At 69.2% G+C, this 25,052-nt stretch carries 23 protein-coding genes; 17 read left to right on the forward strand and 6 right to left on the reverse strand.

Features of this window, described 5'->3' with window-relative positions; translation table 11 throughout:
• The 6 genes from ACRWK7_RS19250 to ACRWK7_RS19275 form a co-directional block, all read left to right on the forward strand.
• Nucleotides 1-2,096: formate dehydrogenase subunit alpha (locus ACRWK7_RS19250; protein WP_431857905.1), on the forward strand; the 2,096-nt coding region annotated here is incomplete at its 5' end.
• Nucleotides 2,097-2,114: 18 nt separating this feature from the next.
• Nucleotides 2,115-2,711, forward strand: coding sequence for a formate dehydrogenase FDH3 subunit beta (gene fdh3B / locus ACRWK7_RS19255; RefSeq protein ID WP_431857906.1), 597 nt, complete (start codon nucleotides 2,115-2,117; stop codon nucleotides 2,709-2,711).
• A gap of 171 nt (nucleotides 2,712-2,882) precedes the next feature.
• Nucleotides 2,883-3,281, forward strand: coding sequence for a hypothetical protein (locus ACRWK7_RS19260; RefSeq protein WP_431857907.1), 399 nt, complete (start codon nucleotides 2,883-2,885; stop codon nucleotides 3,279-3,281).
• A 4-nt stretch (nucleotides 3,282-3,285) separates the two neighbouring features.
• The gene (gene hybA, locus ACRWK7_RS19265) at nucleotides 3,286-4,275 is read left to right on the forward strand and encodes a hydrogenase 2 operon protein HybA (RefSeq protein ID WP_431857908.1); all 990 of its coding nucleotides are present in this window, start codon (nucleotides 3,286-3,288) and stop codon (nucleotides 4,273-4,275) included.
• Nucleotides 4,268-5,452 carry a Ni/Fe-hydrogenase cytochrome b subunit gene (gene hybB / locus ACRWK7_RS19270; RefSeq protein ID WP_431857909.1) on the forward strand — a complete coding sequence of 395 codons (1,185 nt, stop codon included), beginning with the start codon at nucleotides 4,268-4,270 and terminating at the stop codon, nucleotides 5,450-5,452. Before hybA ends, hybB begins: the two co-directional genes overlap by 8 nt.
• A gap of 170 nt (nucleotides 5,453-5,622) precedes the next feature.
• Nucleotides 5,623-7,761 (forward strand): NahK/ErcS family hybrid sensor histidine kinase/response regulator, encoded by a 2,139-nt coding sequence (locus ACRWK7_RS19275; protein ID WP_431857910.1) that lies wholly within the window; start codon nucleotides 5,623-5,625, stop codon nucleotides 7,759-7,761.
• Here the strand turns inward: ACRWK7_RS19275 and ACRWK7_RS19280 are convergent, their stop codons facing one another.
• The 4 genes from ACRWK7_RS19280 to ACRWK7_RS19295 form a co-directional block, all read right to left on the reverse strand.
• Nucleotides 7,762-8,394 (reverse strand): response regulator, encoded by a 633-nt coding sequence (locus ACRWK7_RS19280; RefSeq protein WP_431857911.1) that lies wholly within the window; start codon nucleotides 8,392-8,394, stop codon nucleotides 7,762-7,764.
• Nucleotides 8,395-8,428: 34 nt separating this feature from the next.
• A complete protein-coding gene (locus ACRWK7_RS19285; protein ID WP_431857912.1) occupies nucleotides 8,429-8,692 on the reverse strand; it encodes a hypothetical protein in 264 nt (87 codons plus the stop codon).
• Entirely contained in the window at nucleotides 8,679-8,858 is a 180-nt protein-coding gene (locus ACRWK7_RS19290; RefSeq protein ID WP_431857913.1) for a hypothetical protein, read from the reverse strand. The genes ACRWK7_RS19285 and ACRWK7_RS19290 overlap by 14 nt, the downstream gene beginning before the upstream one ends.
• A gap of 138 nt (nucleotides 8,859-8,996) precedes the next feature.
• Nucleotides 8,997-9,440, reverse strand: coding sequence for a MarR family winged helix-turn-helix transcriptional regulator (locus ACRWK7_RS19295; protein ID WP_431857914.1), 444 nt, complete (start codon nucleotides 9,438-9,440; stop codon nucleotides 8,997-8,999).
• A 325-nt stretch (nucleotides 9,441-9,765) separates the two neighbouring features.
• On the opposite strand from ACRWK7_RS19295, the gene rimO reads away from it, so the two are divergent.
• The 4 genes from rimO (at nucleotide 9,766) to ACRWK7_RS19315 (ending at nucleotide 14,188) form a co-directional block, all read left to right on the forward strand.
• Nucleotides 9,766-11,100 carry a 30S ribosomal protein S12 methylthiotransferase RimO gene (gene rimO / locus ACRWK7_RS19300; protein WP_431857915.1) on the forward strand — a complete coding sequence of 445 codons (1,335 nt, stop codon included), beginning with the start codon at nucleotides 9,766-9,768 and terminating at the stop codon, nucleotides 11,098-11,100.
• Nucleotide 11,101: 1 nt separating this feature from the next.
• Complete coding sequence (locus tag ACRWK7_RS19305; RefSeq protein ID WP_431857916.1) at nucleotides 11,102-11,443, forward strand: HNH endonuclease; 342 nt, start codon at nucleotides 11,102-11,104, stop codon at nucleotides 11,441-11,443.
• Between the two features lie 260 nt (nucleotides 11,444-11,703).
• The gene (locus ACRWK7_RS19310; RefSeq protein WP_431857917.1) at nucleotides 11,704-13,428 is read left to right on the forward strand and encodes a cache domain-containing sensor histidine kinase; all 1,725 of its coding nucleotides are present in this window, start codon (nucleotides 11,704-11,706) and stop codon (nucleotides 13,426-13,428) included.
• A gap of 130 nt (nucleotides 13,429-13,558) precedes the next feature.
• On the forward strand, nucleotides 13,559-14,188 hold the full coding sequence (locus ACRWK7_RS19315) for a LuxR C-terminal-related transcriptional regulator (RefSeq protein ID WP_431857918.1): 630 nt from the start codon (nucleotides 13,559-13,561) through the stop codon (nucleotides 14,186-14,188).
• A 6-nt stretch (nucleotides 14,189-14,194) separates the two neighbouring features.
• Here ACRWK7_RS19315 and ACRWK7_RS19320 read toward each other — a convergent pair whose 3' ends face one another.
• Nucleotides 14,195-15,889, reverse strand: coding sequence for a molybdopterin-dependent oxidoreductase (locus ACRWK7_RS19320; protein ID WP_431857919.1), 1,695 nt, complete (start codon nucleotides 15,887-15,889; stop codon nucleotides 14,195-14,197).
• Nucleotides 15,890-16,178: 289 nt separating this feature from the next.
• Nucleotides 16,179-16,877: a Crp/Fnr family transcriptional regulator gene (locus ACRWK7_RS19325; protein ID WP_431857920.1), complete on the reverse strand. Its 699-nt coding sequence runs from the start codon at nucleotides 16,875-16,877 to the stop codon at nucleotides 16,179-16,181.
• A 458-nt stretch (nucleotides 16,878-17,335) separates the two neighbouring features.
• Between ACRWK7_RS19325 and nosZ the strand changes: the two genes are divergently transcribed.
• From nosZ to ACRWK7_RS19360, 7 genes are all read left to right on the forward strand, one after another.
• Nucleotides 17,336-19,627 carry a Sec-dependent nitrous-oxide reductase gene (gene nosZ / locus ACRWK7_RS19330; RefSeq protein WP_431857921.1) on the forward strand — a complete coding sequence of 764 codons (2,292 nt, stop codon included), beginning with the start codon at nucleotides 17,336-17,338 and terminating at the stop codon, nucleotides 19,625-19,627.
• Nucleotides 19,628-19,720: 93 nt separating this feature from the next.
• Nucleotides 19,721-20,377: a c-type cytochrome gene (locus tag ACRWK7_RS19335; RefSeq protein WP_431857922.1), complete on the forward strand. Its 657-nt coding sequence runs from the start codon at nucleotides 19,721-19,723 to the stop codon at nucleotides 20,375-20,377.
• 35 nt (nucleotides 20,378-20,412) lie between these two features.
• Complete coding sequence (locus ACRWK7_RS19340; RefSeq protein ID WP_431857923.1) at nucleotides 20,413-21,150, forward strand: c-type cytochrome; 738 nt, start codon at nucleotides 20,413-20,415, stop codon at nucleotides 21,148-21,150.
• 132 nt (nucleotides 21,151-21,282) lie between these two features.
• On the forward strand, nucleotides 21,283-21,981 hold the full coding sequence (locus tag ACRWK7_RS19345; RefSeq protein ID WP_431857924.1) for a hypothetical protein: 699 nt from the start codon (nucleotides 21,283-21,285) through the stop codon (nucleotides 21,979-21,981).
• A 13-nt stretch (nucleotides 21,982-21,994) separates the two neighbouring features.
• The gene (gene nosD / locus ACRWK7_RS19350; protein WP_431857925.1) at nucleotides 21,995-23,251 is read left to right on the forward strand and encodes a nitrous oxide reductase family maturation protein NosD; all 1,257 of its coding nucleotides are present in this window, start codon (nucleotides 21,995-21,997) and stop codon (nucleotides 23,249-23,251) included.
• A gap of 10 nt (nucleotides 23,252-23,261) precedes the next feature.
• Complete coding sequence (locus tag ACRWK7_RS19355; RefSeq protein ID WP_431857926.1) at nucleotides 23,262-24,011, forward strand: 4Fe-4S dicluster domain-containing protein; 750 nt, start codon at nucleotides 23,262-23,264, stop codon at nucleotides 24,009-24,011.
• Nucleotides 24,008-24,985, forward strand: coding sequence for a NapH/MauN family ferredoxin-type protein (locus ACRWK7_RS19360; RefSeq protein ID WP_431857927.1), 978 nt, complete (start codon nucleotides 24,008-24,010; stop codon nucleotides 24,983-24,985). Before ACRWK7_RS19355 ends, ACRWK7_RS19360 begins: the two co-directional genes overlap by 4 nt.
• Nucleotides 24,986-25,052 lie beyond the last annotated feature (67 nt).

Here is a 25,052-nt window from a genome sequence, read left to right on the forward strand (position 1 = left end):
ACCCGCGCTTCACCCGCACCGCCGCCAAGGCCGACGAGTACATCCGCTTCCGTCCCGGCACCGACGTGCCGCTGATCTGGGGCATCCTCTGGCACGTGTTCGAGAACGGCTGGGAGGACAAGGATTACATCGCCAAGCGCGTCTACGGCATGGATGAGATCCGCGCCGAAGTCGCCAAGTGGACCCCGGCCGAGGTCGAGAAGGTCACCGGCGTCCCCGGCTCGCAGCTCAAGCGCGTCGCCCGCACGCTGGCCTCGAACCGGCCGGGCACGCTGGTCTGGTGCATGGGCGGCACCCAGCACCACGTCGGTTCCTCCAACACCCGCGCCTATTGCGTGCTGCAGCTGGCGCTCGGCAACGTCGGCATGGCCGGCGGCGGCACCAACATCTTCCGCGGCCACGACAACGTGCAGGGCGCCACCGACTTCGGCGTCGTGTCGGACAGCCTGCCCGGCTATTACGGCCTCGCCGAGGGGGCGTGGAAGCACTGGGCCCGCGTCTGGGACGTGCCCTACGACCAGATCCTGGCGCGCTTCAAGTCGAAGGACTTCATGGAGAAGACCGGCATCCCGGTCTCCCGCTGGTTCGACGGCGTGCTGGAGGCCAAGGAGAACGTCGATCAGCCCGACACCGTGAAGGGCATGGTGTTCTGGGGCCACGCGCCGAACAGCCAGACCCGTCTGCCCGAGATGAAGAAGGCGATGGAGAAGCTGGACATCCTGGTGGTGGTCGACCCCTTCCCGACCATGACCGCGGTGCTGCACGACCGCAAGGACGGCGTCTACCTGCTGCCCGCCGCCACGCAGTTCGAGACCATCGGATCGGCCACCGCGTCGAACCGCTCGGTGCAGTGGCGCGACAAGGTCATGGCGCCGCTCTTCGAGAGCAAGACCGACCACGAGATCATGTACCTGTTCGCCAGGAAGTTCGGCTTCGCCGAGCTTCTCTGCAAGAACATCAAGGTGCAGGGGAACGAGCCGGACATCGAGGACACCACCCGCGAGTGGAACCGCGGCATGTGGTCGGTCGGCTACACCGGCCAGTCGCCGGAGCGCCTCAAGCTGCACATGCAGCATCAGGCGACCTTCGACAAGACCACGCTGCGCGCCAACGGCGGCCCGTGCGACGGCGACTATTTCGGCCTGCCCTGGCCGTGCTGGGGCACCCCGGAGATGAAGCACCCGGGCTCGGCCAACCTGTACGACACCTCGCTGCCGGTGGCCGAGGGCGGCGGCGCCTTCCGCGCCCGCTTCGGCGTCGAGTACAAGGGCGCCAACCTGCTGGCCGAGAACTCCTACCCCGTGGGCTCGGAGATCAAGGACGGCTACCCCGAGGTCACCATGGCCATGCTCCAGAAGATGGGCTGGGACAAGGACCTGACCGAGGCGGAACTGGCGGTCATCCAGAAGATCGGCGGCGAGAAGATCGGCGCGGTCAGCTGGACCACCGACCTGTCCGGCGGAATCCAGCGCGTGGCGATCAAGCACGGCCTGAACCCGCCGGGCAACGCCAAGGCGCGCGCGGTGGCCTGGAACTTCCCCGACCCGGTGCCGGTGCACCGCGAGCCGCTCTACACCAACCGCCGCGACCTGGTGGCGCAGTACCCGACCTACAAGGACACCAAGCTCTGGCGCCTGCCGACGCTCTACAAGTCGATCCAGGACCGCGACGTGTCCAAGGAATACCCGATCATCCTCACCTCCGGCCGCCTGGTCGAGTACGAGGGCGGCGGCGAGGAGACGCGCTCCAACCCGTGGCTGGCCGAGCTGCAGCAGGACATGTTCGTCGAGATCAACACGGCCGACGCCAACAACCTGGGCATCCGCGAGGGCGCCATGGTGTGGGTCGAGGGTCCCGAGAAGGGCCGCGTGAAGGTCAAGGCGCTGGTGACCGAGCGCGTCGGCAAGGGCGTGGCGTTCATGCCGTTCCACTTCGGCGGCCACTTCCAGGGCGAGGACCGGCGGTCGCACTACCCGAAGGGCGCGGATCCGATCGTGCTGGGCGAGGCGGCGAACACCGCCACGACCTACGGCTACGACCCGATCACGCTCATGCAGGAAACCAAGACCACGCTCTGCCGCATCACGGCCGCCTGACCCGGGAGTTTTTGAACCATGGCCCGTATGAAGTTCCTGTGTGATGCGGACCGCTGCATCGAGTGCAACGCCTGCGTCACCGCCTGCAAGAACGAGCACGAAGTTCCCTGGGGCATCAACCGCCGCCGCGTCGTGACCATCAACGACGGCAAGCCGGGCGAGCGCTCCATCTCGGTGGCGTGCATGCACTGCTCCGACGCGCCGTGCAAGGCGGTGTGCCCGGTCAACTGCTTCATCCAGACCGACGACGGCGTGGTCCTGCACAACAAGGACCTGTGCATCGGCTGCGGCTACTGCTTCTACGCCTGCCCGTTCGGCGCGCCGCAGTACCCGCAGGCGGGGGCCTTCGGCAGCCGCGGCAAGATGGACAAGTGCACCTTCTGCAACGGCGGCCCGGAGCCGACGAACTCCGACGCCGAGTTCAAGAAGTACGGCCGCAACCGCATCGCCGAAGGCAAGCTGCCGCTGTGCGCCGAGCTGTGCTCGACCAAGGCGCTGCTGGCCGGCGACGGCAACGTGGTGGCGGACATCTACCGCGAACGCGTGGTGTCGCGCGGCTTCGGCTCCGGCGCGTGGGGCTGGGGCCAGGCGTACAAGATGAAGTCGGAGTCGTAGGCGGTCATTGCCCCCTCCCCATCCCTCCCCCGCTTCGCTCTCGGCGGATCTTTGATCCGCCTGCCGCGGCAAGCGGATCCTCCGGATCCGCTGAGAGCGGGAGAGGGGGCTCTGTTCCCTCCACCGCGCAGCGGGGGAGGGCTAGGGAGGGGGCAAGAGCAAGGTGTAAGCATGCACGCAAAGTTCCTGATCCCCGTCCTCCTCCTGCTTGCGGCGCCCGTCGCGGCGCAGGAGGTGAACCGCGGCAACGTCGCCGACTTCTGGTCGGCGGTGAAGGAGGGGCAGACCGGCCGCCCCTCCAGTTCCAGCGTCAAGGCCGACTACCTGATGCACGCGCCGAACCCGGCCTGCGCCGACAACAAGCCGTGCACCGAGAAGGCCGTCGGCTTCACCCTGCCGGTGCACGCGACCATGTCGCAGCCGCTGGTGAACGTCGGCACCGGAGCGGAGACCGGCGCGCTCGGCGTGCTGGGCTTCTTCGCTGCGCTGGGGTTGCTGTACGCGCTGTTCCTGCTGGTCCGCCTGGGCAAGGCCGATCCGGCCGACCATCACCACGCCCTCGGGGACTGAGGCCATGACCGTCAGCAGACGCAATTTCCTGCGCGGCGCCGCCGCCGGCTGCACCGCGGCCACAGCGGCGGTCGTGGCACCCGCCCCGGCCGAGGCGCGCGGCAACAAGGAGCTGCCGCCCGAGGCCGTCGGCCTGCTGTTCGACGCCACCATGTGCGTCGGCTGCAAGGCCTGCGTCGTCGCCTGCAAGGAGGCCAACGGCCTGCCGATCCAGGTGCCGATGGAACGCGCCTACGAGGACCCGTCCCAGGCGCTCTCCCCCACCTCCTTCAACATCATCAAGATGTACAAGGAGGGCGAGGCGAAGACGAAGGACGTGGCCCAGGACGGCTTCTCCTTCATCAAGCGCTCCTGCATGCACTGCGTCGATCCGGGCTGCGTCTCCGCCTGCCCGGTGCAGGCGATGACCAAGGACGCCAAAACCGGCGTGGTCAGCTACAACGCCGACGCCTGCATCGGCTGCCGCTACTGCGTGATGGCCTGCCCGTTCGGCATCCCGAAGTTCGACTACGACAAGGCGGTGCCCGAGATCCACAAGTGCCAGCTCTGCAACCACCTGTGGAAGGAGGGCCGCTTCTCGGCCTGCGCCGACGTCTGCCCGACGGGTGCGACGATCTTCGGCCCGGTACCTAAGCTGCTGGCCGAGGCCAAGCGCCGGCAGGCGATGACGCCCGGCGAGGTCGCCAAGTTCCCGCGCCGCTCGACCGAGACCGGCGACCAGACCAAGGAAAAGCCGGCCGCCAAGTACGTGGACCACATCTACGGCGAGAAGGAAGGCGGCGGCACCCAGATGCTGATGCTGTCCGGCGTGCCCTTCGACAAGCTGGGCCTGCCCACGCTGCCGGAGCGCTCCTACGCCTCGATGTCGGAGACGGTGCAGCACACGCTGTACGACGGGCTGGTGGCGCCGGCGGTGGTGCTCGGCGGCCTGCTGGCCGCGACCTACCGCAGCTCGCGCAAGAAGGGCGGTTCGGAGGAGGATTCCCATGAGTAACCACGAATCCGCCGGAGGCCGTCTGGTCACCCCGGTCACGCTGTTCCTCGGCGCGCTGGTCGCCATCGCCGGGTACTTCGTGCTGATGCGCTTCCTGTTCGGCATCGGCGCCGAGACGCCGTTCGGCCCGGTCACCAACCTGAACGACGGCTACAGCTGGGGCATCTGGGTCGTCTACGACGTGGTGATCGGCACCGGGCTGGCCTGCGGCGGCTACGCGCTGGCGCTGCTGGTCTACGTCTTCAACAAGGGCGAATACCACCCGCTGGTGCGCCCGGCCCTGCTCGCCTCGGTGTTCGGCTACACGCTGGGCGGCGTGGCGGTGATGGTCGACCTCGGGCGCTGGTGGAACTTCTGGCACATCCTGACGCCGGGCTACGCCAACCCGAACTCGGTGATGTTCGAGGTGGCGGTCTGCATCGCGTTGTACATCCACGTGCTGTGGCTGGAGTTCTCCCCCACCGTGTTCGAGCGCTGGGGCTGGAGCAACGCGGCGCGCCGGGTGAACAAGGTGATGTGGGTGCTGGTGGCGCTGGGCTGCCTGTTCCCGATGATGCACCAGTCGTCGCTGGGCTCGCTGCTGATCGTCATGGGCGCCAAGGTGGACCCGCGCTGGCACACCATGCTGCTGCCGGCGCTGTTCCTGCTGTCGGCGATCTCCATGGGCTTCGCGGTGGTGATGTTCGAGGCGACGCTTTCCGCCGACGGCTTCCGCCGCCCGCGCGAGACGCCGATGCTGAAGAAGCTGGCGGTGGTGCTCTCCGGCATCCTGGCCGTGTACCTGGCGCTGCGCTTCGCCGATCTGGCGTGGCGGGGGCAGATCCCGGCGCTGTTCCAGGGCGACTTCCTGGCCCGCATGTTCTGGCTGGAGATCGCGCTGTTCGCCCTGCCGATCCTGCTGTTCAGCCGGCCCGCGTGGCGCGAGAGCCCGCGGGTGCTGTTCGCCGGCTCGGTCAGCATGCTGCTGGCGGCGTCGCTGTACCGGGTGGATGGCTTCCTGGTGGCGATGACGCCGAACGGCGACGCCTTCCACTACTTCCCCTCGGTGCCGGAGCTGATGGTCACCATCGGCATGATCGCCTTCGAGGTGCTGGCCTACATCGTGCTCGCCCGCGTGCTGCCGGTGATGCACGGCCATGCGGCGCCGAAGGCCGTGGCGGTCCCGGCCGGGGATTGAGGGAGGTCAATCCCCGGATCGCCGGCGTTGTCTAGGATGCCGGAGTTATGACTAGGAACGCCGCTGCGTCGGCCCCCCTTCCTCCCACGCTGCGCGTGGGCCCCTCCTCCCCCCATCGTCGACGGGGGGAGGTTGTTTTTCCCTCCCCCGCGAAGTGGGGGAGGGTCAGGGTGGGGGCCCAGCTCCTGGCGCTTCTCCTTCTCGCGATCACCCTTCTCCCCATCACGTCATTCGCCGCCCCGTCCTCCGACTGGGCCGGCCGCGAGTCACCCTCCGGCGTCGACCCGCTGATGCTCCAGCCCGACCGCTGGCCGGGGCGCAGCGACTTCTGGCGCGACGTGCGCAACGGCGCCGAGGGCACCGTCAACCAGCCCAGCCCCTGGCACCGCGGCGTGCTGATCCAGCTGACCGGCGCCGACTGGGGCAGCGTGCGCACCGACATCGTCGCCACCTACGGCACCCAGCTCGCCGGCGTCAGCGTCGCGGTGCTGCTGGGATTCCTGATGCTGCACGGGCGGCTGCGCGCCGCGGCGTGGACGCTGGCGCGCTGGGCCGGGCGCGTCCGCGACCTGGAGCGGCTGGCCTACGGCGTCACGGCGCTGAGCTTCGTGCTGCTCGGCGTCACCGGGCTGACCATCCTGTACGGGCGGCGGATGATCGCGCCGCTGGTCGGCAAGGAGACGTTCGCCGCCATGGCCCTGCTCAGCAAGCAGGTGCACGACCTGGTGAGCTGGACCTTCATGCTCGGCGTCGTGCTGCTGGTGCTGGTGTGGATCCGCAACCACGTCCCGGTTGGCGGGCGATTGGGCCGCTGGCGCGACGCCGGGGCGAAGCCGTCCGTGGCGAGACCGCTGGGCGCCACGGCGCATCTGGTGTTCTGGTCGGCGGTCGGCGGCGGCATCGTGGTCAGCTACAGCGGGCTGGCACTGCTGTTCCCGTTGGCGCTGGTCGAGCTGCAGAAGATGCAGATCATGCAGATTGTGCACTCGGTGTCGTCGCTGACGCTGGCGGCGCTGATCTTCGGGCACGTGCTGATCGCCTCCATCGTCGTGCGCGAGAACGCCCGCAAGCTGATCGAGGCCAAGGAGGTGCTGGAGCGCCGCGTCGAGGAGCGCACCGCCGAGCTGACCCGCGAGATCGCCGAGCGCCGCGCCGTCGAGGCCGCCCTGGAGGCCGCCCGCAACCAGGCGGAGGAGGCCAACCGCTCCAAGGACCGCTTCCTCGCCGCCGCGAGCCACGACCTCCTCCAGCCCCTCAGCGCCGCCCGCCTGATGGTGGCGAGCCTGCTGGAGCGCGCCATGCGCCCGGAGAACCGCGAACTGGTCGAGAACATCCACACCGCGCTGACCGGCGCCGACGACCTGCTGAGCGACCTGCTGGACATCTCCAAGCTCGACGCCGGCGGCGTCACCCCGCAGGTGACGGAGGTGGCGCTCGGCCCGCTGCTCGACGCCATGGCGGCGGAGTTCGCCCCGCTGGCCGAGGCGGCCGGGCTGGCCCTCACCGTGATGCCCTGCCGCGCCACCGTGCGCACCGACGCGCACCTGCTGCGCCGGGTGCTGCGCAACCTGGTCAGCAACGCCATCCGCTACACGCGGGAAGGCCGCGTGCTGGTCGGCTGCCGGCGCATCGGCGCAGACCTCCGCGTCGAGGTGTGGGACACCGGCATCGGCATCCCCGCCGACAAGCTCGGCGCCATCTTCCAGGAGTTCCACCGCGAGGGCCGCGCGGCGCGCATCCACGCCCGCGGCGCCGGCCTCGGCCTCGCCATCGTCGAGCGCATCGCGCGGGTGCTAGGGCATGCGGTCGGCGTGCGCTCGGTGGTCGGCAAGGGGTCGGCGTTCACGCTGGCGCTGCCGCGGGTGCACGCCGCCGCGGCGCCGGTGGCGATTGCCGCGCCCGATGCCGAAGACGATCTGGCCGGCGTCGCCATCCTCGCCATCGACAACGACGAGAGCGTGCTGATGGGCCTGACCTCGCTGCTGCGCGCCTGGGACTGCGAGGTGCTGCCCGGCTCGGTGCCGGAGGACGCCATCGCCGCGGCGCAGCGGGCCGGCTTCGTGCCCGACCTGCTGATCACCGACTTCCACCTGGACGAGGGCGCCATCGGCGCCGACGTGGTGCGGGCGGCGCGGCAGGTGCTGGGCGCCGGCATCCCGGCGATCATCGTCACCGCCGACCGCTCCGCGCAGGTGCGCGAGCGCATCGAGCGCGCCGGGGCGCACCTGCTGTACAAGCCGGTGAAGCCGGCGAAGCTGCGCGCGCTGGTCAGCCACGCGCTGGTGCCGGTGGCCGAGGCGGCGGAGTAGTTACGGCTTCCCGAACCGCGCCTGGTTCGCCAGCATCACCGCCTGCGTCCGGTTGTAGACGCCGAGCTTGCGCAGCAGCGCGGTGACGTGCGTCTTCACCGTCGATTCCTTGATGCCCAACTCGTAGGCGATCAGCTTGTTGGCCTTGCCCTCGGCCATCAGTTCCAGGACCTTCGATTCCGTGCGGCTCAGCTTCTTGAACGCCTCGGGCGTCGCCGCCCCGGCCTCCGGCTTGGCCTCGGCCGGCGCGGGGGCGGTGGGCCAGTGCTTGCCGCCGGCCAGCACCTTGGAGACCGCCGCCGCCATGGCGATCGGCTCCGCCGTCTTGGCGATGAAGCCGGCCGCGCCGTAGGTCGCCGCCTGCCGCACCGTGTCGGGGTCGGCGAAGGCGGAGACGATGAGGATCGGCACCGACGGCACCGCGTTGCGCAAGCCCACCAGCGCGCTGAAGCCCACCGCCTCCGGCATCGAGAGGTCGAGCAGGATCAGGTCGAGGTCGTCGTTGGCCTTGCGCTTGGCCTCCTCGACGGTGCTGGCCTCGACGATCTCGAACGTCTCGCCGGTCGAGCGCAGGATGTCCCTGAGCGCGTTGCGGAACAGCGGATGGTCGTCGGCGATCAGAACGGTCAGCATGGCGGCGGCATCTTCGGCGATCCGCCGGCCATTCTCAACCGTTCTCGGTGGCGTCCTTAGGAGCGTCCTCAACAGCCGGCCGGATCCACAGCCGGCCGGTCAGCGTGAAGCCGTGCGCGTGCAGCCACGCGCGCTCCTCCGGGCCGACCGCGCGATACAGCGACAGGCTCCAGCCGCCGGCCTCCGCGTCGCCGTCCGGCACGGCGTAGGCCTGCAGGGAGTGCGGGAAGTCGTCCCGCGTCGCCGGGAAGCCCGGCGCCGGGGGCAGCGGGTCGGCTACCGCCTCAGGCGCGTCCATGCCCGCCCCACGCCGTTGTGCCGGTCAAGCCACCCAGTGTCGGCGCCATGATCCCGTCGGTGGAGACGACCTCCAGGTCGGCCTCCAGCGCGTATTTCACCAGTTGACCGTCGTCGAGGCGCAGGTCATAGCGTGGAACGCCCGCCAGCGTGCGAGCAACGACCATCGCGTCCTGGCCGGAGAATCTGACTTTCGTCCCGAGCCGCAACATGGCTTTTCCTCACCCGTTCTTGGTGCTTCTTTGTTGAAGCTACGGGTTCGGCCGCGGCTGCGGTGTGTCAAAAACCGGACTTTGCGGGAATCCTCAGGCAGCCTGCCGCTTCGTCAGCAGCCCGCGCAGCACCCGCGACAGCGTCTCGGCCAGATGGAACTGGTCGTCCTGCTCCAGCCCGGCGATCACCGCCGAGAACTCCTGCAAGGGGTCGTGCTGCAGCAGATCCAGCGCCGCGTCGGTCGGGTGGAGCTGGACGACGCGGCGGTCCTCGGGCACCGGCACGCGGGTCAGCAGACCCTTGCCCACCAGCACCTCCACCGTCTGCGAGGCGGCGCCGCGCGTGGTGGCGTGGAAGTCGGCGAAGGCGGAGACCGTGCGCTGGCTGAGGTTGGCGGAGGCGAAGTAGCGCAGCGCCGTCCACTGCGAGGGCTTCAGGCCGCGGGAATAGCCCAGGCTGTCGGCGATGTGCCCGATGTGCATCATCACCTCGGCGATCGCCTGTGCGGACGCGGGCGAAAATTGGCTGTTCGACATGCCGCCCCCTGCGCTTTCTTCCAAAGAGCCCGCTCGCCCCCGACGACAGCATCGTACGCCGTTGGTTGACGCGAGTCAAAACGGTTCAGTGTATCGAATGTCTTCTGTGCGGATCCGCTACACTCTTCACCAGCGTTAACGAATTGTTTCCAACACCGCAACCGCGAAAATGCATAAGCGTGGCCATAGGACCGAACCAAATGCCGCACCCCGTCCGGATACAGCCGCAAGGGGTGGGAGGCATGCACGGGGCGCCGGCCGCGCCAGCGCGGGAATACGCCGATTCGGCTGGCGCGCCTGACCCGATTGCCTATATAGACGCGCCATGAGCAAGACCGCCCCGAACTCCGCCCCGAAAGTCGGTATCGTCAGCCTCGGCTGCCCGAAGGCGCTCGTCGATTCCGAGCGCATCCTGACCCGCCTGCGCGCCGAGGGGTACGAGATCTCCCCCTCCTACGACGGCGCCGACGCGGTGATCGTCAACACCTGCGGCTTCCTGGACAGCGCCAAGAAGGAATCGCTGGACGCCATCGGCGAGGCGATCAAGGAGAACGGGCGGGTCATCGTCACCGGCTGCATGGGCGGCGACGCGGACGCCATCCGCTCGGTCCATCCCGGCGTGCTGGCGGTCACCGGCCCGCACCAGTACGAGGCGGTGGTGGAGGCGGTGCATGAGGCGGCCCCGCCCACGCACGACCCGTTCGTCGACCTGCTGCCGCCGCAGGGCATCCGGCTGACGCCGCGGCACTACGCCTACCTGAAGATTTCCGAGGGCTGCAACAACCGCTGCTCCTTCTGCATCATCCCGAGCCTGCGCGGCGACCTGGTCAGCCGCCCGATCGACAAGGTGCTGCGCGAGGCGGAGAAGCTGGCGACCAACGGCGTCAAGGAGCTGCTGGTCATCTCGCAGGACACCAGCGCCTACGGCATCGACGTGAAGTACGCCGAGCGGCCCTTCTACGACCGTCAGGTGAAGACGCGCTTCGCCGACCTGTGCCGCGAGCTGGCGAACTTCGACGTCTGGGTGCGCCTGCACTACGTCTACCCCTACCCGCACGTGGCCGAGGTGCTGCCGCTGATGGCCGAGGGGCGGATCCTCCCCTACCTCGACATCCCGTTCCAGCACGCCAGCCCCAAGGTGCTGAAGGCGATGCGCCGCCCGGCCGCACAGGAGAAGACGCTGGAGCACATCCGCTCCTGGCGCAGGGACTGCCCGGACCTGGCGCTGCGCTCCACCTTCATCGTCGGCTTCCCCGGCGAGACCGAGGAGGACTTCCAGCTCCTGCTGCAATGGCTGGAGGAGGCCCAGCTCGACCGCGTCGGCTGCTTCAAGTACGAAGCGGTGGCGAGGGCCGCGGCCAACGAACTGCCCGGCGCCGTGCCGGAAGAGGTCAAGCAGGAGCGCTGGGAGCGCTTCATGCAGGCGCAGCAGCGCATCAGCGCCGAGCGGCTGAAGCGCAAGATCGGCTGGACGCTGGGCGTGCTGATCGACGAGGTCGATGACGAGGGCGCCATCGGCCGCAGCTACGCCGATGCGCCGGAGATCGACGGCAACGTCTTCCTCAACGGCGAGACCGGCCTGAAGCCCGGCGACATCGTGCCCGTCACCATCGAGCACGCCGACGAGTACGACCTGTGGGGGTCGGTGGAGCGGGAGTGACGTGATCACCCGCGACGACGCGCAGCTGATGGACGTCCTGCAGGGCGGGCGCTGCTTCTACTGCGGCGAGCCGGCCGGGGCGAAGGCGACCTTCGACCACGTCGTCCCGCAGGCCTACGGCGGCGTCGATGAGCCGGGCAACGTCGTGCTCGCCCACCGCCGCTGCAACCAGCTGAAGGGCGACCGACTGCCGACGCCGGAGGAAGTGGACCGCTTCCTGGACCAGCGCCGCGGCAGCCGGCTGGGGGTCTGGCCGCCGATCGCCGCGCTGCAGGGCATTGACGACGAGGACGAAGCCTGGATCGCCGTCGCCCGCGCCATCGCCGCCCTGCCCCGCGGCTGACCGCGCCCGCCCAGCCCAAGGTGCGGCACACGGACGCACTTACGGACCGGCCACGCCTTTTTTGGCCTATGGCAGGCGGTGTTTCTCAGCCTATGGTTTGACAGCCACCCCCACCATACGCACCGATTCAAAGGCTTAGCCGCGCTCTGCGACCTATGGGCATGATTGGGCGCCGGCAGTGCGTCGAGAAAATCTAAGAAACTAATTAACATATCCACCGGAACCTGACGCTGGTCGATTCCTTCGATAGGAAAGGAATTATGGAGCACGGCGGACGCGTCCTGACCGCGGCGATCGTGGCGATGGCATGCCTGCTGCTCGGCTGGTGGGCGGCCGACACCGTGGCCGACCGGCAGGCAACGCACGATCAGGCGCGCATGGCGTTGCGCACCGCGCAGGCACTGCTCACCGAACACGCGCGTGGCAACATGGAGGACGTGCGCGACACGCTGGACCAGATCGCGGCGCGCGTGCTGCGCGACGGCCCGCCGGCGCCCGGCGCCACGGGCGACTGGCATCCCTGGCTGGCCGGGCAGTTGCCACGGCTGCCGGGCGTCGCCATGCTGAGCTACATCGCCCCCGACGGCCGGATGATGGCGGCGAGCTGGGCGCCGGACGCCGGGGCCGACGTGTCCGACCGCGACTATGTCCGCGCCCACCGCGACGGCGCACGGCTGTACGTCAGCCGGCCCGGTTTCGGCCCCGCCGGCGGCCCGCCGCTGTTCCGCCTGAGCCTGCGCATCGAGGAGGCCGGACGCTTCGCCGGGATCGCGGTGGCGGCCTTCCGCACCGACTATTTCGCCACGTTCTACCGGAACGCCGGACTGCCGGAGCTGCCGCTGTCCATCGCCATCCTGCGGGAGAACGGCGCGCCGATCGTGCAGGAGCCGCGCGACGGCGCCCCCGCGCTGCCGTTGCCCTTCGGCCCCGACCCGGTGGAGGGCGAGCGCACCGTCCTGCTGAAGGGGAAGCCGCTCCTCGTCTCGATCGGACGCGTGCCCGATATGCCGCTGCTGGTGGCCGCGTCCGCGTCGGAAGCCGCCGTGCTCGCCCCCTGGCGGAGGCGCGCGCTGATGAGCGGGGGCCTGGCCGGCGTCTGCGTGGTGGTCATCATCCTGCTCGGCCGGCTGGCCGGGCGCAGCCTGCGGCGGGAGCAAGCGATGCTGGTCGCGCTGCAGGCGGCCAACGCCGAACTGGCCGCCGCCGTGCGCGCCAACCAGGAGGCACGGCGCCAGGCGGAGTCCGCGAACACCGCCAAGTCGCGGCTGCTCGCCGCCATCAGCCACGACCTTGGACAACCTCTGCGTGCCTTGCAGTTCCATCTGGAGGCCCTCGACCACACGGCGGCCGCGCGGCCGGAGCCTGCGCAGCTCGCCAAGATGCGGGCGGCCGTCGAGGCGCAGCAGGACATGCTCGACCAGCTCGTCGCCGCGTCGGCGCTGGAGAATGGGGCGCTGCCGTTGGAGCGGCGGCGCGTCCCGCTCTCCCCCCTGCTGGCCGAGGCCGTGGACCTGTGCCGCAACGAGGCGGCGCGCACCGGCGTGGAGCTGCGGATGGTCGGCTGCTCGCTGCACCTGCACACCGATCCGGCGCTGCTGCGCCGTCTGCTGATGAACCTGATCGCCAACGCGGCGCGCTACACGGCGAACGGCCGGGTGCTGGTCGGCTGCCGGCGCGGCGACGAGGCGTTCCGCATCGAGGTGTGGGACACCGGGCCGGGCCTTGCCGACGACGAGATGACCGCCGTCTTCGAGGCGTTCCGCCGCGGGTCGGCGGCGGCGGGCACCGGCGGCCTCGGCCTCGGCCTCGGCCTGGCGATCGTGCGGCGCCTCTCCGAAACGCTGGGTATGACGGTGCGGGTGGCGTCGGTGCCGGGACGCGGGTCCTGCTTCGCCGTCGCCGTACCCTGGGATCAGGTGCACGAATCCGCCGAGAGCAATGAAAGCAAATTCCATCAAGAAGACCATAAACTTCCTGATGATTAACAAAGACTTTTGAAATTTTTGCCCGAGAGTTTCATCTTTGTCATATTACACTTGTCTTGACAAAGGGCGGTTGCAAATCACAGCATGCTAATTGACAGAAGAGCAGGCAATCTGAAGTAGGAGACGGGTCATGCGAATTCTCCTGGCCGACGATCACGTGATGGTCCGGGATGGACTGCGACCGTTCCTGATGCAGCTCGCCGAGAGCACCGAAGTCTATGAGGCCGGCAGCTTCGATGAGGTGCTGGAAACGCTCGACCGCGTCGACGGCATCCGCCTGGTGCTGCTCGACCTGCGCATGCCCGGGATGACGGTGGCCCAGGGGCTTCCGGCGATCCGCGAACGCCACCCGCTGGCGCGCATCGCGGTGCTCTCCGCGGTGACCGAGCGCAAGCAGATCCTCGAGGCCATGGGGCTGGGCGCGGCCGGCTACATTCCGAAGCGGCTGAGCGCGCAGGCCATGTTGTCGGCTCTGCGCCTGATCATCGCGGGCGAGCGCTACGTCCCCGCCGCCCTGCTGGAGGAGCCGGCGCGTCCGGCGCCCTCCCTCTACGGCGCGCCCGACAACAGCGAGCGCGGCCTGACCGCGCGCGAGCGGGAGATCCTCGACCTGCTGCGCGAGGGCCTGCCGAACAAGCTGATCGCCCGCCGGCTGAACGTCAGCGAGGTGACGGTGAAGTCGCACCTCTGCCACGTCTTCCGCAAGCTGGGCGTCCAGAACCGCGTTCAGGCGGCCCGTTTCACCATGGCGGCGGAATAACCCCGCCTACGCCGCCACCGGCACCAGCCGCGCCCGTCCGTCGTCCGTGTGGAAGCCGCCGCCGGCGAACAGCCGCCGCAGCGGCGGGCCGCCGGAGCGGCGCGGCCAGGGGGCGGGCTCCAGCAGGTCGTACTCCTCGTCGGACAGGCAGGCCAGAGCGCCGATGTCGAAGGCGCGGCTGGCGATGTTCTCGAAGGCCGACAGCGCGGCGTGCTCGCGGAACACCGCCGCCGGCGAGGCGTAGTCGAACGCCTCCACCCAGCCCAGCGCGCGCCCGACCGCCGCGGCGATCCACCAGTCCGGCCTCGCCTCGCCCGGCGGCGCCCGCCAGGACCGGCGGCGGGAGATCGTGCGGTCCGACGCGGTGACGGTGCCCTCCCCCTCACCCCACAGCGCGGCCGGCAGCAGCAGGTGCGCCACCCGCGCCGCGCCGCCGCCCGCCCAGCCTCCGGACGCCGCAACGAAATCGCAGCGCGCGACCGCGGCCGCCAGATGGTCGGCGTCGCGCAGGCCGAGCGGCTGGTCGGTGCCGACGATCCACAGCGCCTTGATGCGCCCCTCCTCCACCGCGTGCGCCAGCGCCTCGCCCGCCAGCCCCTCGGCCGTGGCCATACGCGGCGCGTCCCAGAAGCGGCGCACGCGCTCGACCTCCTCCACCGAGAAGCCCATGTGCGCGGCGAGCTGGCCGGACAGGCTGCCGACCTCGCGTCCGCCCATGCCGTTGCTCTGGCCGGCGACCGGCAGCGGCCCCATGCCCGGCCGGCCGATCCGGCCGGTGTAGAGGTGCACGTTGAGGATGGCGTTGACCGCGTCGGCGCTCGCCACCCCCTGGGAGATCACTGTCACCACGCGCTCGGTGGCGGCGAACAGCTCGTAGAAGCGGCGCAGGCTGGACGCCGCGAGGCCGCAGCGCGCGGCCACCTCGGTGAGCGTCGTCGCCCCGGCCAGCGCCGCGGCGACCGCCGCCTCCGCCCCCGCCGCGTGCTCGGCCAGGAAGCGGGCATTGCCGCGGCCGTGCAGGTGCAGGTGGGCGAGCAGCCCGTTGAACAGCGCCGCGTCGGCGCCGGGGCGCAGCTGGAGGTGGATGTCCGCCTCGTCGCAGCTCGGCGTGCAGCGCGGGTCGATCACCACCACCTTGGTGCGGCGCTGCCGGCGCGCGGTCAGCAGGCGCTGCTGCAGCACCGGGTGGTGCCCGGCGAGGTTGGAGCCGGCGAGCACCACCAGGTCCGCCTGCTCCAGGTCGTCGAAGCAGCCCGGCACGGTGTCGGATCCGTAGGCCCGGCGCTGCGCCAGCATGGCGGCGTCCATGCAGCGGCGCGCGTTGCCGTCGATGTTGGCCGAACCGAGGAAGCCCTTCATCAGCTTGTTGAGGACGTAATGGCCCTCGGTCAGCAGCTGGCCGGAGACGGCAATCGCCACCGCGCCCGGCCCGTGCGCGTCGAGGGTGCGGGCGAAGGCGCCAGCCAGCGCGCCAATTGCGGCGCCCCAGCCCACCCGCTCGCCGCGCAGCATCGGGTGCAGCAGCCGGCCCGGCAGGCCGGCGCCCTCCCCGGCCGCGGCGCCGCGGGCGCACAGGCGGCCGTAGTTGCCGGGGTGGTCGGGGTCGCCGCGCACGGCGAGCGCGCCGTCCGCGGCCGGCTCCGCGACGACCCCGCAGCCCACGCCGCAGAACGGGCAGGTGGTGTGGACGGGTTCGGCCATGGGACTCCCCTGCGGAAAAAGTGGCGCCCGGACGGCGGGCGGAAAGCCCCCGCCCGGGCGCCGTTCTCAAGGTGCCGGTCCGCGCGGAGGACCGGATTGCCCCAGACGCGGCGCCGCCCTCCGCCGGGCGTCGCCGCAACACTGCAATGGTCCGGCGCACGCGCACGCGCGCCCGCCGCCCAGCCATTGCGCAGCAAGGCGTGTGCCAAGGTTAAAATGGCGATGGAAGGCGCGAAGCGGGCACGACTCTGCCCAAGGACGCGACAGGACGGCGCTTATCTGGGCAGCGCTACGCCACGTCGCCCAGGCTGCCGGCGACGACGAGCTGGCGCAGCTCGGCCACGTCGCGGATCACCACCACGTCGGTGCGGCCGGTGGTGATGCCGACCCGGCGCAGCCGGCCGAAGGCACGCGACAGGCTCTCCGGGCTCACCCCCAGCGTGCCGGCCAGCACGCGCTTCTCGAAGGGCAGCTTGATCTTGGCCATGCCGTCCGCCTGGTCGACCAGGCGCAGCAGGAAGCCGCACAGCCGTTCGGCCGTCGGCATCGCCTTCAGCTCGCCGTTCTCGCGCATCAGAGCCCGCAGCTTGACCGAGGCACCGGCCACCACGCCGCGCATCAGCTCGGCCCGCTCCTCCACGTGGCGCAGGAAGGTGCCGCCGGGGATGGCCAGCGCCACCACGCGGTCCAGCGCGCGCGCGGTCACCGGGTACGGGCCGCCGTCGAGCACCGCCACCTCGCCCGCGGACTCGCCGTCGCTCAGCACGCCGACCACGCCGGTACGCTTGCCGCCCGCGGCGATGGACAGCTCCACCGTGCCGGAGACGATCAGGAAGAAGGCCCGCGCCTCCTCCCCCTCATGGAACAGGACGTCGCCCTCGGCGAAGGCGGCCGGCCGGGCGTAGCCGAGCACCCGCTCGCGGTCCGCCGGCGGCATCCACCCGACCAGCGGGTTGCGGGTCACGGCGTGTGTGAGCTGCGACTCCATCGTCCAACACCGTCCGCCTGAGAATGATTGCACCCCCGAACCATGCCGCACCACGGCCCGGGAGAACTTGACGATGGTCAAGGCGACATTCGGCAAGAAAGAATTCACTCATGGTCTGCCTCCGAACCGACCAAAGGCGGTGAGACCGGCTGCCGCAGCCGCCTCTGCCTTGACCGAAATCAAGGCGGCACATTCCAATGGTCTCCACGTTGCGGACAGTCGATTTGGCTAGGGAGTGGAACGCCAACAGCTCCGAAGTTGACGCGCGGCGGACGGGCGGCTCGTTGCCCCGACTGCCCCAGTGCTGAACGTCGATTTCCAAACTCGACGGATGTCAGGCCCCTGGCGTCCGAACAGGCTTGTTTTGCCTGCGGCGAGCGGCTCGGCCGGCCGCACCCGGCGCTCAAGACCCTGACGGGACCTGAAGTAGTGCGTACTCAACCCACGCGGAGGAAGACATGAAATCGGCTTTGAAGGCGTCGGCTGCCTTCGGCGCGCTGCTGATGGCGACGACCGTCGCCGGCGGCGCATACGCCGCTGAGAGCCTGCAGGATGTTATGAAGCGCCGCGGTCTGAATGAAAAGGACATGCTGGCGGCGGCGAAGACCTACACCCCCACCGGCGGCCGTGACGAGTTCCTCGCCTTCTCGTCGGGCGGCCAGTCGGGCCAGGTCATCGTCTACGGCATCCCGTCGATGCGCATCCTGAAGTACATCGGCGTCTTCACGCCCGAGCCCTGGCAGGGCTATGGCTTCGACGACGAGTCGAAGGCCGTGCTCGCGCAGGGCAACGTCGACGGCAAGCAGATCACCTGGGGCGACACCCACCACCCCGCCGCGTCGGAGACCAACGGCGAGAGCGACGGCAAGTTCGTCTTCATCAACGACAAGAACAACCCGCGCATCGCGGTCATCGACCTGCACGACTTCGAGACCAAGCAGATCGTCGTCAACCCGATCATGCAGTCGGAGCACGGCGGCGCCTTCGTCACGCCGAACACCGAGTACGTGATCGAGGCCTCGCAGTACCCGGCCCCGCTGGGCGGCGAGTACGTGCCGCTGGAGCAGTTCAACGACAAGTACCGCGGCGCCGTCACCTACTGGAAGTTCGACAAGTCGAAGGGCCGCATCGACCCGTCGCAGTCGTTCTCCGTCGAGCTGCCGCCGTACACGCAGGATCTGTCGGACGCCGGCAAGCTGGTGTCGGACGGCTGGTCCTTCACCAACTCGCTGTGCTCCGAGCGCTACGTCGGCGGCATCGAGAAGGGCCGCCCGCCGTACGAGGCCGGCTGCTCGGCCAACGACCACGACTACCTGCACGTCGTGAACTGGAAGAAGGCCGAAGAGGTCTACAAGGCCGGCAAGGTCACCAAGATCAAGGACCATCCGGTCATCACGCTGAAGACCGCGATCGAGGAAGGCCTGCTCGTCCTGGTGCCGGAGCCGAAGAGCCCGCACGGCGTCGACGTCTCCCCGGACGGCAAGTACATCATCGTCGGCGGCAAGCTCGACAGCAACGCGCACGTCTACAGCTTCGAGAAGATCCAGGCCGCCGTCGCCGCGAAGAAGTTCGCCGGCAAGGACAGCTACGGCGTGCCGATCATCGACGTGAAGGACGCCATCCACAAGCAGGTCCCGCTCGGCCTCGGCCCGCTGCACACGCAGTATGACTCGAAGCCCTGCGTCGCCTACACCTCGCTGTACGTGGACAGCCAGGTCGCCAAGTACGACTACTGCGAGGGCAAGGTCCTCGACAAGATCTCGGTGCACTACAACATCGGCCATCTGATGACGATGGAAGGTGACACCACCAAGCCGAAGGGCAAGTACCTGGTGGCGATGAACAAGCTGGCCATCGACCGCTTCAACCCGGTCGGCCCGCTGCATCCGCAGAACCACCAGCTGATCGACATCAGCGGCGACAAGATGGAGCTGCTGTACGACATGCCGCTGCCGCTGGGCGAGCCGCACTACGTGATGGCCATCGCCGCCGACAAGGTGAAGCCGGCCATCCGCTACAAGTTCGGCACCAACAGCCGCACCGACCAGCAGAGCGCCTTCGCGGTCCGTCCGGGCGGCGAGAAGGTGGTCAAGAACGGCAACAAGGTCGAGGTCTACGGCACCGCCATCCGCTCGCACTTCACGCCGGAAATCGTGGAGGTCGAGGAAGGCGACGAGGTGACGTTCCACATCACCAACATGGAGCGCGCCCAGGACGAGGTGCACGGCTTCGCCGTGTCCGGCATGGACGTCAACCTGTCGCTGGAGCCGGGCAAGACCGCCTCGGCCAGCTTCAAGGCTGACAAGGCCGGCGTGTACCCGTTCTACTGCACCGAGTTCTGCTCGGCGCTGCACCTCGAAATGGAAGGCTATCTGATGGTGAAGCCGAAGGGCGCCCAGCAGATGGCCGGCAAGGTCGAGGAAGGCGTCAAGTACGTCAAGGCGGACTTCGACAAGCAGTACAAGTCGTGCATCGACACCCAGGCGGTGATCGATCAGGTCGTCGCCTACATCACGTCCACCAACTTCAAGGACTTCCCGTCCGTGGTGGCGCTGGTGGAAGACGCCACCGACCAGCTGAACTTCGCCAAGGACGCCCGCGCCAAGGCGGACGAGGCGGCGAAGAAGGAAGACTGGCAGCAGGCCACGCTGTGGGCCGGCCAGTGGTGGCAGTATCAGGTGAAGGCTGCGGACATCGGTCTGCGCGCCAAGACCTACCTGGAGCAGAACGGCGCCAAGCCGGCGAAGTAACCGGGAAAACGGCGGGAGGGGCATGCCCCTCCCGCTTCGTTTGATAAATATCATGTTTTTCTAATAAAAATGTCTCCAGAGGACGACACGACCATGACCGCTCCCCTCCGCACGGCGCTGTTGGCAGCCAGCCTGTTGATCGTGCCCGGCATGGCCCTCGCGCAGTCCGCCCCGCCGACGGGCGCGGCCGACGGCAAGAAGCTCTTCATGGGCAAGACCTGCATCGCCTGCCACGGCCGCGACGGTTCCAAGGCCATCCAGATGTACCCGAACGTCGCCGGCCTGGACGCCGCCTACACGCTGCGCCAGATGGACGAGATCGCGTCCGGCGACCGCCTGTCGGGCAACGACGCCCGCGGCTACCCGCGCACCCAGGGCATGAAGGACGTCATGCATCTGGTGAGCGCCGAGGAGCGCAAGGCGATCGCCGACTGGCTGTCCTCGCTGCCGCCGCCCAAGCTCGCCGGCCAGCCGGCCGACGCCGAGCGCGTCGCGAAGGGCAAGGCCCTCTACGAAGAGTCGGAGTGCGTGGCCTGCCACGGCCCCGACGGCAAGGAACCGCAGGCCGAGATGCCCGCCGTGGGCGGCCAGAAGCGGGAATACATCGCGCTCCAGATCAAGGAGATCCGCGACGGCATCCGGAAGAACGGCATGGCCGAGAGCATGGTGCCCTTCGCCCAGAAGCTGAACGACGAGCAGGCAGAGCTCGTCGCCGACTATCTGGCGCAGGTCGACCGGTCGGCGAAGTGACGCACACACGAACAGGAAAAGCAGGAGTTTCGACTATGAAGACCGTGCACTGGCTCGCCGCCGCCTCGGCGCTGACCGTCCTGGTGGCCGTGTCGGCCGGCCAGGCCGCAGGCCCCGTCCAGGCGCCGACGTCGGACAAGAAGGTGTGGATGTCCGAGGGCTCGGAGCGCGACGAGGCGCTCAAGCTCACGCCCAACCTGGAGAAGGGCAAGGAGATCTACGAGGTGTGCAGCGCCTGCCACCTGCCGGAGGGCTGGGGCCAGACCGAAGGCACCTTCCCGGAGATCGCCGGCCAGCACCGCACCGTGCTGATCAAGCAGCTTGAGGACATCCGCGAGGGCAACCGCGACAACCCGACCATGTACCCGTTCGCCCTGCCCTCCGAGATCGGCGGCGCGCAGTCGGTGGCGGACGTGACCGAGTACATCTCGCGCCTGCCGATGAACCCGGAGAACGGCATCGGCCCCGGCACCGACATCGAGCACGGCAAGAAGCTGTACGCCGACAACTGCGTGCGCTGCCACGGCGACCAGGGCGAGGGCAACGCCGAGAAGTACTACCCGCGCATCCAGGGCCAGCACTACGCCTACCTGCTCCGCCAGTACCAGTGGATCAAGGAAGGCAAGCGCCGCAACGCCAACCCGGAGATGGTCGAGCAGATCAAGAACTTCACCGACAAGGACACGGTGGCGGTGCTCGACTACGTCTCCCGCCTGAAGCCGGACGCCAAGCTGCTCGGCCCGAAGGGCTGGAAGAACCCGGACTTCCAGTAACGGCTGCCTGACTTGCCCCCACCCCTTACCCCTCCCCCGCTTCGCAGGGGAGGGGGAATCGAGGCACCCTCCCCTGCGGAGCGGGGGAGGGCCGGGGTGGGGGCAATACCCCGCGATAAAAGGACTTTCCCCATGAGCACCACCACCTACCAAGCCGCTGCCGCCACGCCCGACACCGGGCTCCAGGCCCGCCGTGTCCTGGTGTTCCGCGCGCTGACGCTGGTGGCCATGGTCCTGCTCGCCGCGGCGTACATCTCGCCGGTCTGGTGGGTGTCGCTGAAGGCGCCGAACTACCCGCCGGAGACCTTTCCGGACGGCGTGCGCATCCACTTCCACGTGGACGGCGTGAAGAACGGCTGCGAACTGCGCAAGAACAAGGAAGTGGTCGAGGACGAAGCGCTCGACTGCGTCCACGAGATGAACACCATCAACCACTACATCGGCATGGAGCCGATCGAGAACGGCGCCCGCTTCGAGCTGGCCGCCGCGCCCTACGCCTTCGGGCTGGTGGGGGTGATGCTGCTGGCTTTCCTCTTCTACCGCGGGCCGTTCTGGTGGCTGCTGCCCGTGGGCGGCATCATCGTGCCGGCGGCCTTCGTCGCCGACTACTCGTTCTGGCTGTGGTGGTTCGGCCACCATCTCAGCCCGTGGGGCGCCTTCACGGTGAAGCCCTTCATGCCCACCGTGTTCGGCGAGGGCAAGGTCGCGCAGTTCTCCACCTTCTCCTACCCGCACTACGGCTTTGCGCTGATGCTGGCGGCGTCGGTCGTGCTGATCCTGGCGACGCTGATCCGCCGCAAGCAGCTGTCCGAGGAGGCGGGCCGCCGCTAGGCCCGCACGTCCCATGCTGAGGTTCCAGACTGTCCTCGCGGCGCTGTGCGCCGCCTTGGCCCCCGCGGCGCTGTGCGCCGCCCCGGCCCTGGCGCAGCCGGTGCCGCTCCAGCCGCTGATCGACGCAACGCCCATCGCCGGCACGCTGCGGCTGGAGCCCGGCGTCTACGCCGGTCCGGTCCGGCTGGAGCGGCCGATCACCATCGAGGGCGACGGCAAGGCCACCATCGACGGCGGCGGCAAGGGAACGGTGGTCACGGTGGCCACCAACGGGGCCACGCTGGCCGGGCTGCGCATCGTCAACTCCGGCATGCTGCACGACACGCTGGACGCCGCGGTGCAGGTGCGGGGGCGCTACAACATCCTCAAGGACAACCGGATCGAGGACTGCCTGATCGGCATCGACCTGCACAAGGCCGACAACAACGTCATCCGCCGCAACCTCATCCGGCCCCGGTCCGAGGAGATCGGCCTGCGCGGCGACGGCATCCGGCTGTGGTACAGCATGGAGAACGCCGTCCAGGACAACACGGTCGAGAACGCCCGCGACACCGTCATCTGGTACTCAAAGAACAACACGCTGACCGGCAACCGGCTGATCGGCGGCCGCTACGGCTTCCACTTCATGTTCGCCAAGGAGAACGTGGCGCGGAACAACGTGTTCGAGGGCAACACGGTCGGCGTCTTCCTGATGTACTCCGAGGGCGTGGAGATCCGGCACAACCGCATCGTCCACACCCAGGGCCCGTCCGGCATGGGCGTCGGGCTGAAGGAGTCGAGCGGCGTCACCATCGTCGATAACGACATCCTGTCCAACGCCACGGGCATCTACACCGACCTGTCGCCGCACGACCCCGACCACCCCGTCGTCGTGGAGGGCAACCGCATTGCCTACAACGGCATGGCGATGATGTTCCACAACGACTGGGAAGGCGTGCAGGTGCGCCGCAACGACTTCGTCGGCAACTTCGGCACGGTCGCCGTGCAGGGCGGCGGCACCGCGCTGCGCCACGAGTGGGCGGGCAACCATTGGGACGGCTACGAGGGCTTCGACCGCAACCGCGACGGCACGGGCGACAGCCCGTACGAGGTCTACGCCTACGCCGACCGGCTGTGGATGGACGTGCGCGACGCGCAGTTCTTCCGCGCCTCACCCATGCTGGAACTGCTGGATTTCATGGAACGGCTGGCGCCGTTCAACACACCGAAGCTGGTGCTGCGCGACGCCACGCCGTCGCTGCGGCCGGTGGCCACGCGCCCGGCTTCCTGAGGAGACCCCGATGTCCGTCATTGCCCAGCTCCTGGGTGAAGAGAAGTCCGACCGGCGGGAGTTCCTGCGCAGCGCGCTGCTCGGCACCGCGGTCGCCGGCGCCGCGCTCGGCGGCTTCCTGCCGCTGGCGGCGCTCGCCGCGACCCGCCTGCGCCCGCCCGGCGCCATCGCCGAGCGCGACTTCCTCGCCGCCTGCATCAAATGCGGGCAGTGCGTGCAGGTCTGCCCGGTCGAAGCCATCGTGCTCGCCGACATCGACGAGGGCTTCGGGATCGGCACGCCCTACATCGCCGCCCGCGACCAGGCCTGCGACTTCTCCTGCGACGCGCTGCAGTGCATCCTCGCCTGCCCCACCGGCGCGCTGAGCCACAAGCCCAGCAAGCCGGAGGAGGTGCGGATGGGCCTCGCCCGGGTCGACAAGCCCGACCTCTGCCTCGCCCGCAACGGCCTGGGCTTCAAGGGGCAGGCGCGCGGGGCGGACTATGAGGGGCTGCACCGCTACGCCGAGGTCGACCGCTGGACGCCGATCCCGGTCGCCGATCACCCCTACGACCTGCCGCTGTGCGACCTGTGCGTGCGCGAGTGCCCGGTGAAGGGCGCCATCACGCTGGAGCCTATGAGCGCGGATCCGAACGACCCGCGCCGCACGCCGGTGATCCACCCGACCTGCGTCGGCTGCGGCATGTGCGAGATGATCTGCCCGACCGAGCCCGCCGTCCTCGTCATCGACGCCCGCCTGGGCGGGAGCGCCCCGAAATGAGCCGCCTCCTCGACAGCTTCGCCGTGATGTTCGGCCGCGAACCGGCCAAGCCCACGCCCGCCCAGCAGACCGACGCCGCCAAGGCGCTGTTCCAGTTCAAGCGTGAGCCGGAACAGGTCAAGAAGCGCAAGCAGTTCATCAAGGAAGAGAAGACCCACTTCAAGCCCGGCAACCGCTGGCGGATCCGCCGCTGGATCTCCATCGTGCTGGTCAACCTGCTGTTCGTGCTGTCCTACCAGTTCGACGTCCAGGTGGTGGAAGGGGCGCTGACCGCGTCGCGCTTCGTCGGCTTCCACATGGCCGACCTGAACTCGGCGCTGCAGGTGATGCTGGCCTACAAGGAGGTCGTCATCAACCTGGTGATCGGCACATCGACGGTGCTGATCGTCTGGTGGCTGTTCGGCGGGCGCAGCTTCTGCTCGTGGGTCTGCCCCTACCATCTGCTGGGCGAACTGGCCGAGATGCTGCACCTGAAGCTGGCCGCCAGGGGCTGGGCGAAGGACCATCAGCTCCACCGCGGCACGCGCACCGTGCTGTACGTGGTGTTCGCGGCGCTGGCGGTGGTCACCGGCTACACGGTGTTCGAGACGATCAACCCCGTGGGCATCCTCAGCCGCGCCTTCACCTACGGCATCTCGCTGGCGGTCCTGTGGGTCGCCGTGCTGCTGACGGTGGAAGTGTTCTATTCGCGCCGCTTCTGGTGCCGCTACATGTGCCCGATCGGCATGACCTACGGCGTGGTCGGCGCGGTGTCGCCGGTGCACGTGCGCTACAACGCCGAGGCCTGCCTGCACGAGGGCGAATGCCGCCGCGTCTGCATGGTGCCGCACGTGCTGTCCATGACGAAGTTCGGCTGGAACCAGGACGTCAAGCAGGAGATCGGCGCCGACTGCACCCGCTGCGGCATGTGCGTCGAGGTCTGCCCGACCGGCGCGCTGAAGTTCGACATCAAGGGTCTGGGGAAGCTGCTGTAGCCCTTCAAAGCCCCTCTCCCTCGAGGGGGAGGGGTTGGGGAGAGGGTGGCACCGCGAAGCGGCCAAA

Source organism: Azospirillum sp. (assembly GCF_050789165.1).

Excerpts from the sequence above, each read along its gene's own strand:
- fdh3B (WP_431857906.1), top strand. The coding sequence starts at position 2,115 with ATGGCCCGTATGAAGTTCCTGTGTGATGCGGACCGCTGCATCGAGTGC.
- ACRWK7_RS19260 (WP_431857907.1), top strand. The coding sequence starts at position 2,883 with ATGCACGCAAAGTTCCTGATCCCCGTCCTCCTCCTGCTTGCGGCGCCC.
- hybA (WP_431857908.1), top strand. The coding sequence starts at position 3,286 with ATGACCGTCAGCAGACGCAATTTCCTGCGCGGCGCCGCCGCCGGCTGC.
- hybB (WP_431857909.1), top strand. The coding sequence starts at position 4,268 with ATGAGTAACCACGAATCCGCCGGAGGCCGTCTGGTCACCCCGGTCACG.
- ACRWK7_RS19280 (WP_431857911.1), bottom strand. The coding sequence starts at position 8,394 with ATGCTGACCGTTCTGATCGCCGACGACCATCCGCTGTTCCGCAACGCG.
- ACRWK7_RS19285 (WP_431857912.1), bottom strand. The coding sequence starts at position 8,692 with ATGGACGCGCCTGAGGCGGTAGCCGACCCGCTGCCCCCGGCGCCGGGC.
- ACRWK7_RS19290 (WP_431857913.1), bottom strand. The coding sequence starts at position 8,858 with ATGGTCGTTGCTCGCACGCTGGCGGGCGTTCCACGCTATGACCTGCGC.
- ACRWK7_RS19295 (WP_431857914.1), bottom strand. The coding sequence starts at position 9,440 with ATGTCGAACAGCCAATTTTCGCCCGCGTCCGCACAGGCGATCGCCGAG.
- rimO (WP_431857915.1), top strand. The coding sequence starts at position 9,766 with ATGAGCAAGACCGCCCCGAACTCCGCCCCGAAAGTCGGTATCGTCAGC.
- ACRWK7_RS19310 (WP_431857917.1), top strand. The coding sequence starts at position 11,704 with ATGGAGCACGGCGGACGCGTCCTGACCGCGGCGATCGTGGCGATGGCA.
- ACRWK7_RS19315 (WP_431857918.1), top strand. The coding sequence starts at position 13,559 with ATGCGAATTCTCCTGGCCGACGATCACGTGATGGTCCGGGATGGACTG.
- ACRWK7_RS19320 (WP_431857919.1), bottom strand. The coding sequence starts at position 15,889 with ATGGCCGAACCCGTCCACACCACCTGCCCGTTCTGCGGCGTGGGCTGC.
- ACRWK7_RS19325 (WP_431857920.1), bottom strand. The coding sequence starts at position 16,877 with ATGGAGTCGCAGCTCACACACGCCGTGACCCGCAACCCGCTGGTCGGG.
- nosZ (WP_431857921.1), top strand. The coding sequence starts at position 17,336 with ATGAAATCGGCTTTGAAGGCGTCGGCTGCCTTCGGCGCGCTGCTGATG.
- ACRWK7_RS19335 (WP_431857922.1), top strand. The coding sequence starts at position 19,721 with ATGACCGCTCCCCTCCGCACGGCGCTGTTGGCAGCCAGCCTGTTGATC.
- ACRWK7_RS19340 (WP_431857923.1), top strand. The coding sequence starts at position 20,413 with ATGAAGACCGTGCACTGGCTCGCCGCCGCCTCGGCGCTGACCGTCCTG.
- ACRWK7_RS19345 (WP_431857924.1), top strand. The coding sequence starts at position 21,283 with ATGAGCACCACCACCTACCAAGCCGCTGCCGCCACGCCCGACACCGGG.
- nosD (WP_431857925.1), top strand. The coding sequence starts at position 21,995 with ATGCTGAGGTTCCAGACTGTCCTCGCGGCGCTGTGCGCCGCCTTGGCC.
- ACRWK7_RS19355 (WP_431857926.1), top strand. The coding sequence starts at position 23,262 with ATGTCCGTCATTGCCCAGCTCCTGGGTGAAGAGAAGTCCGACCGGCGG.
- ACRWK7_RS19360 (WP_431857927.1), top strand. The coding sequence starts at position 24,008 with ATGAGCCGCCTCCTCGACAGCTTCGCCGTGATGTTCGGCCGCGAACCG.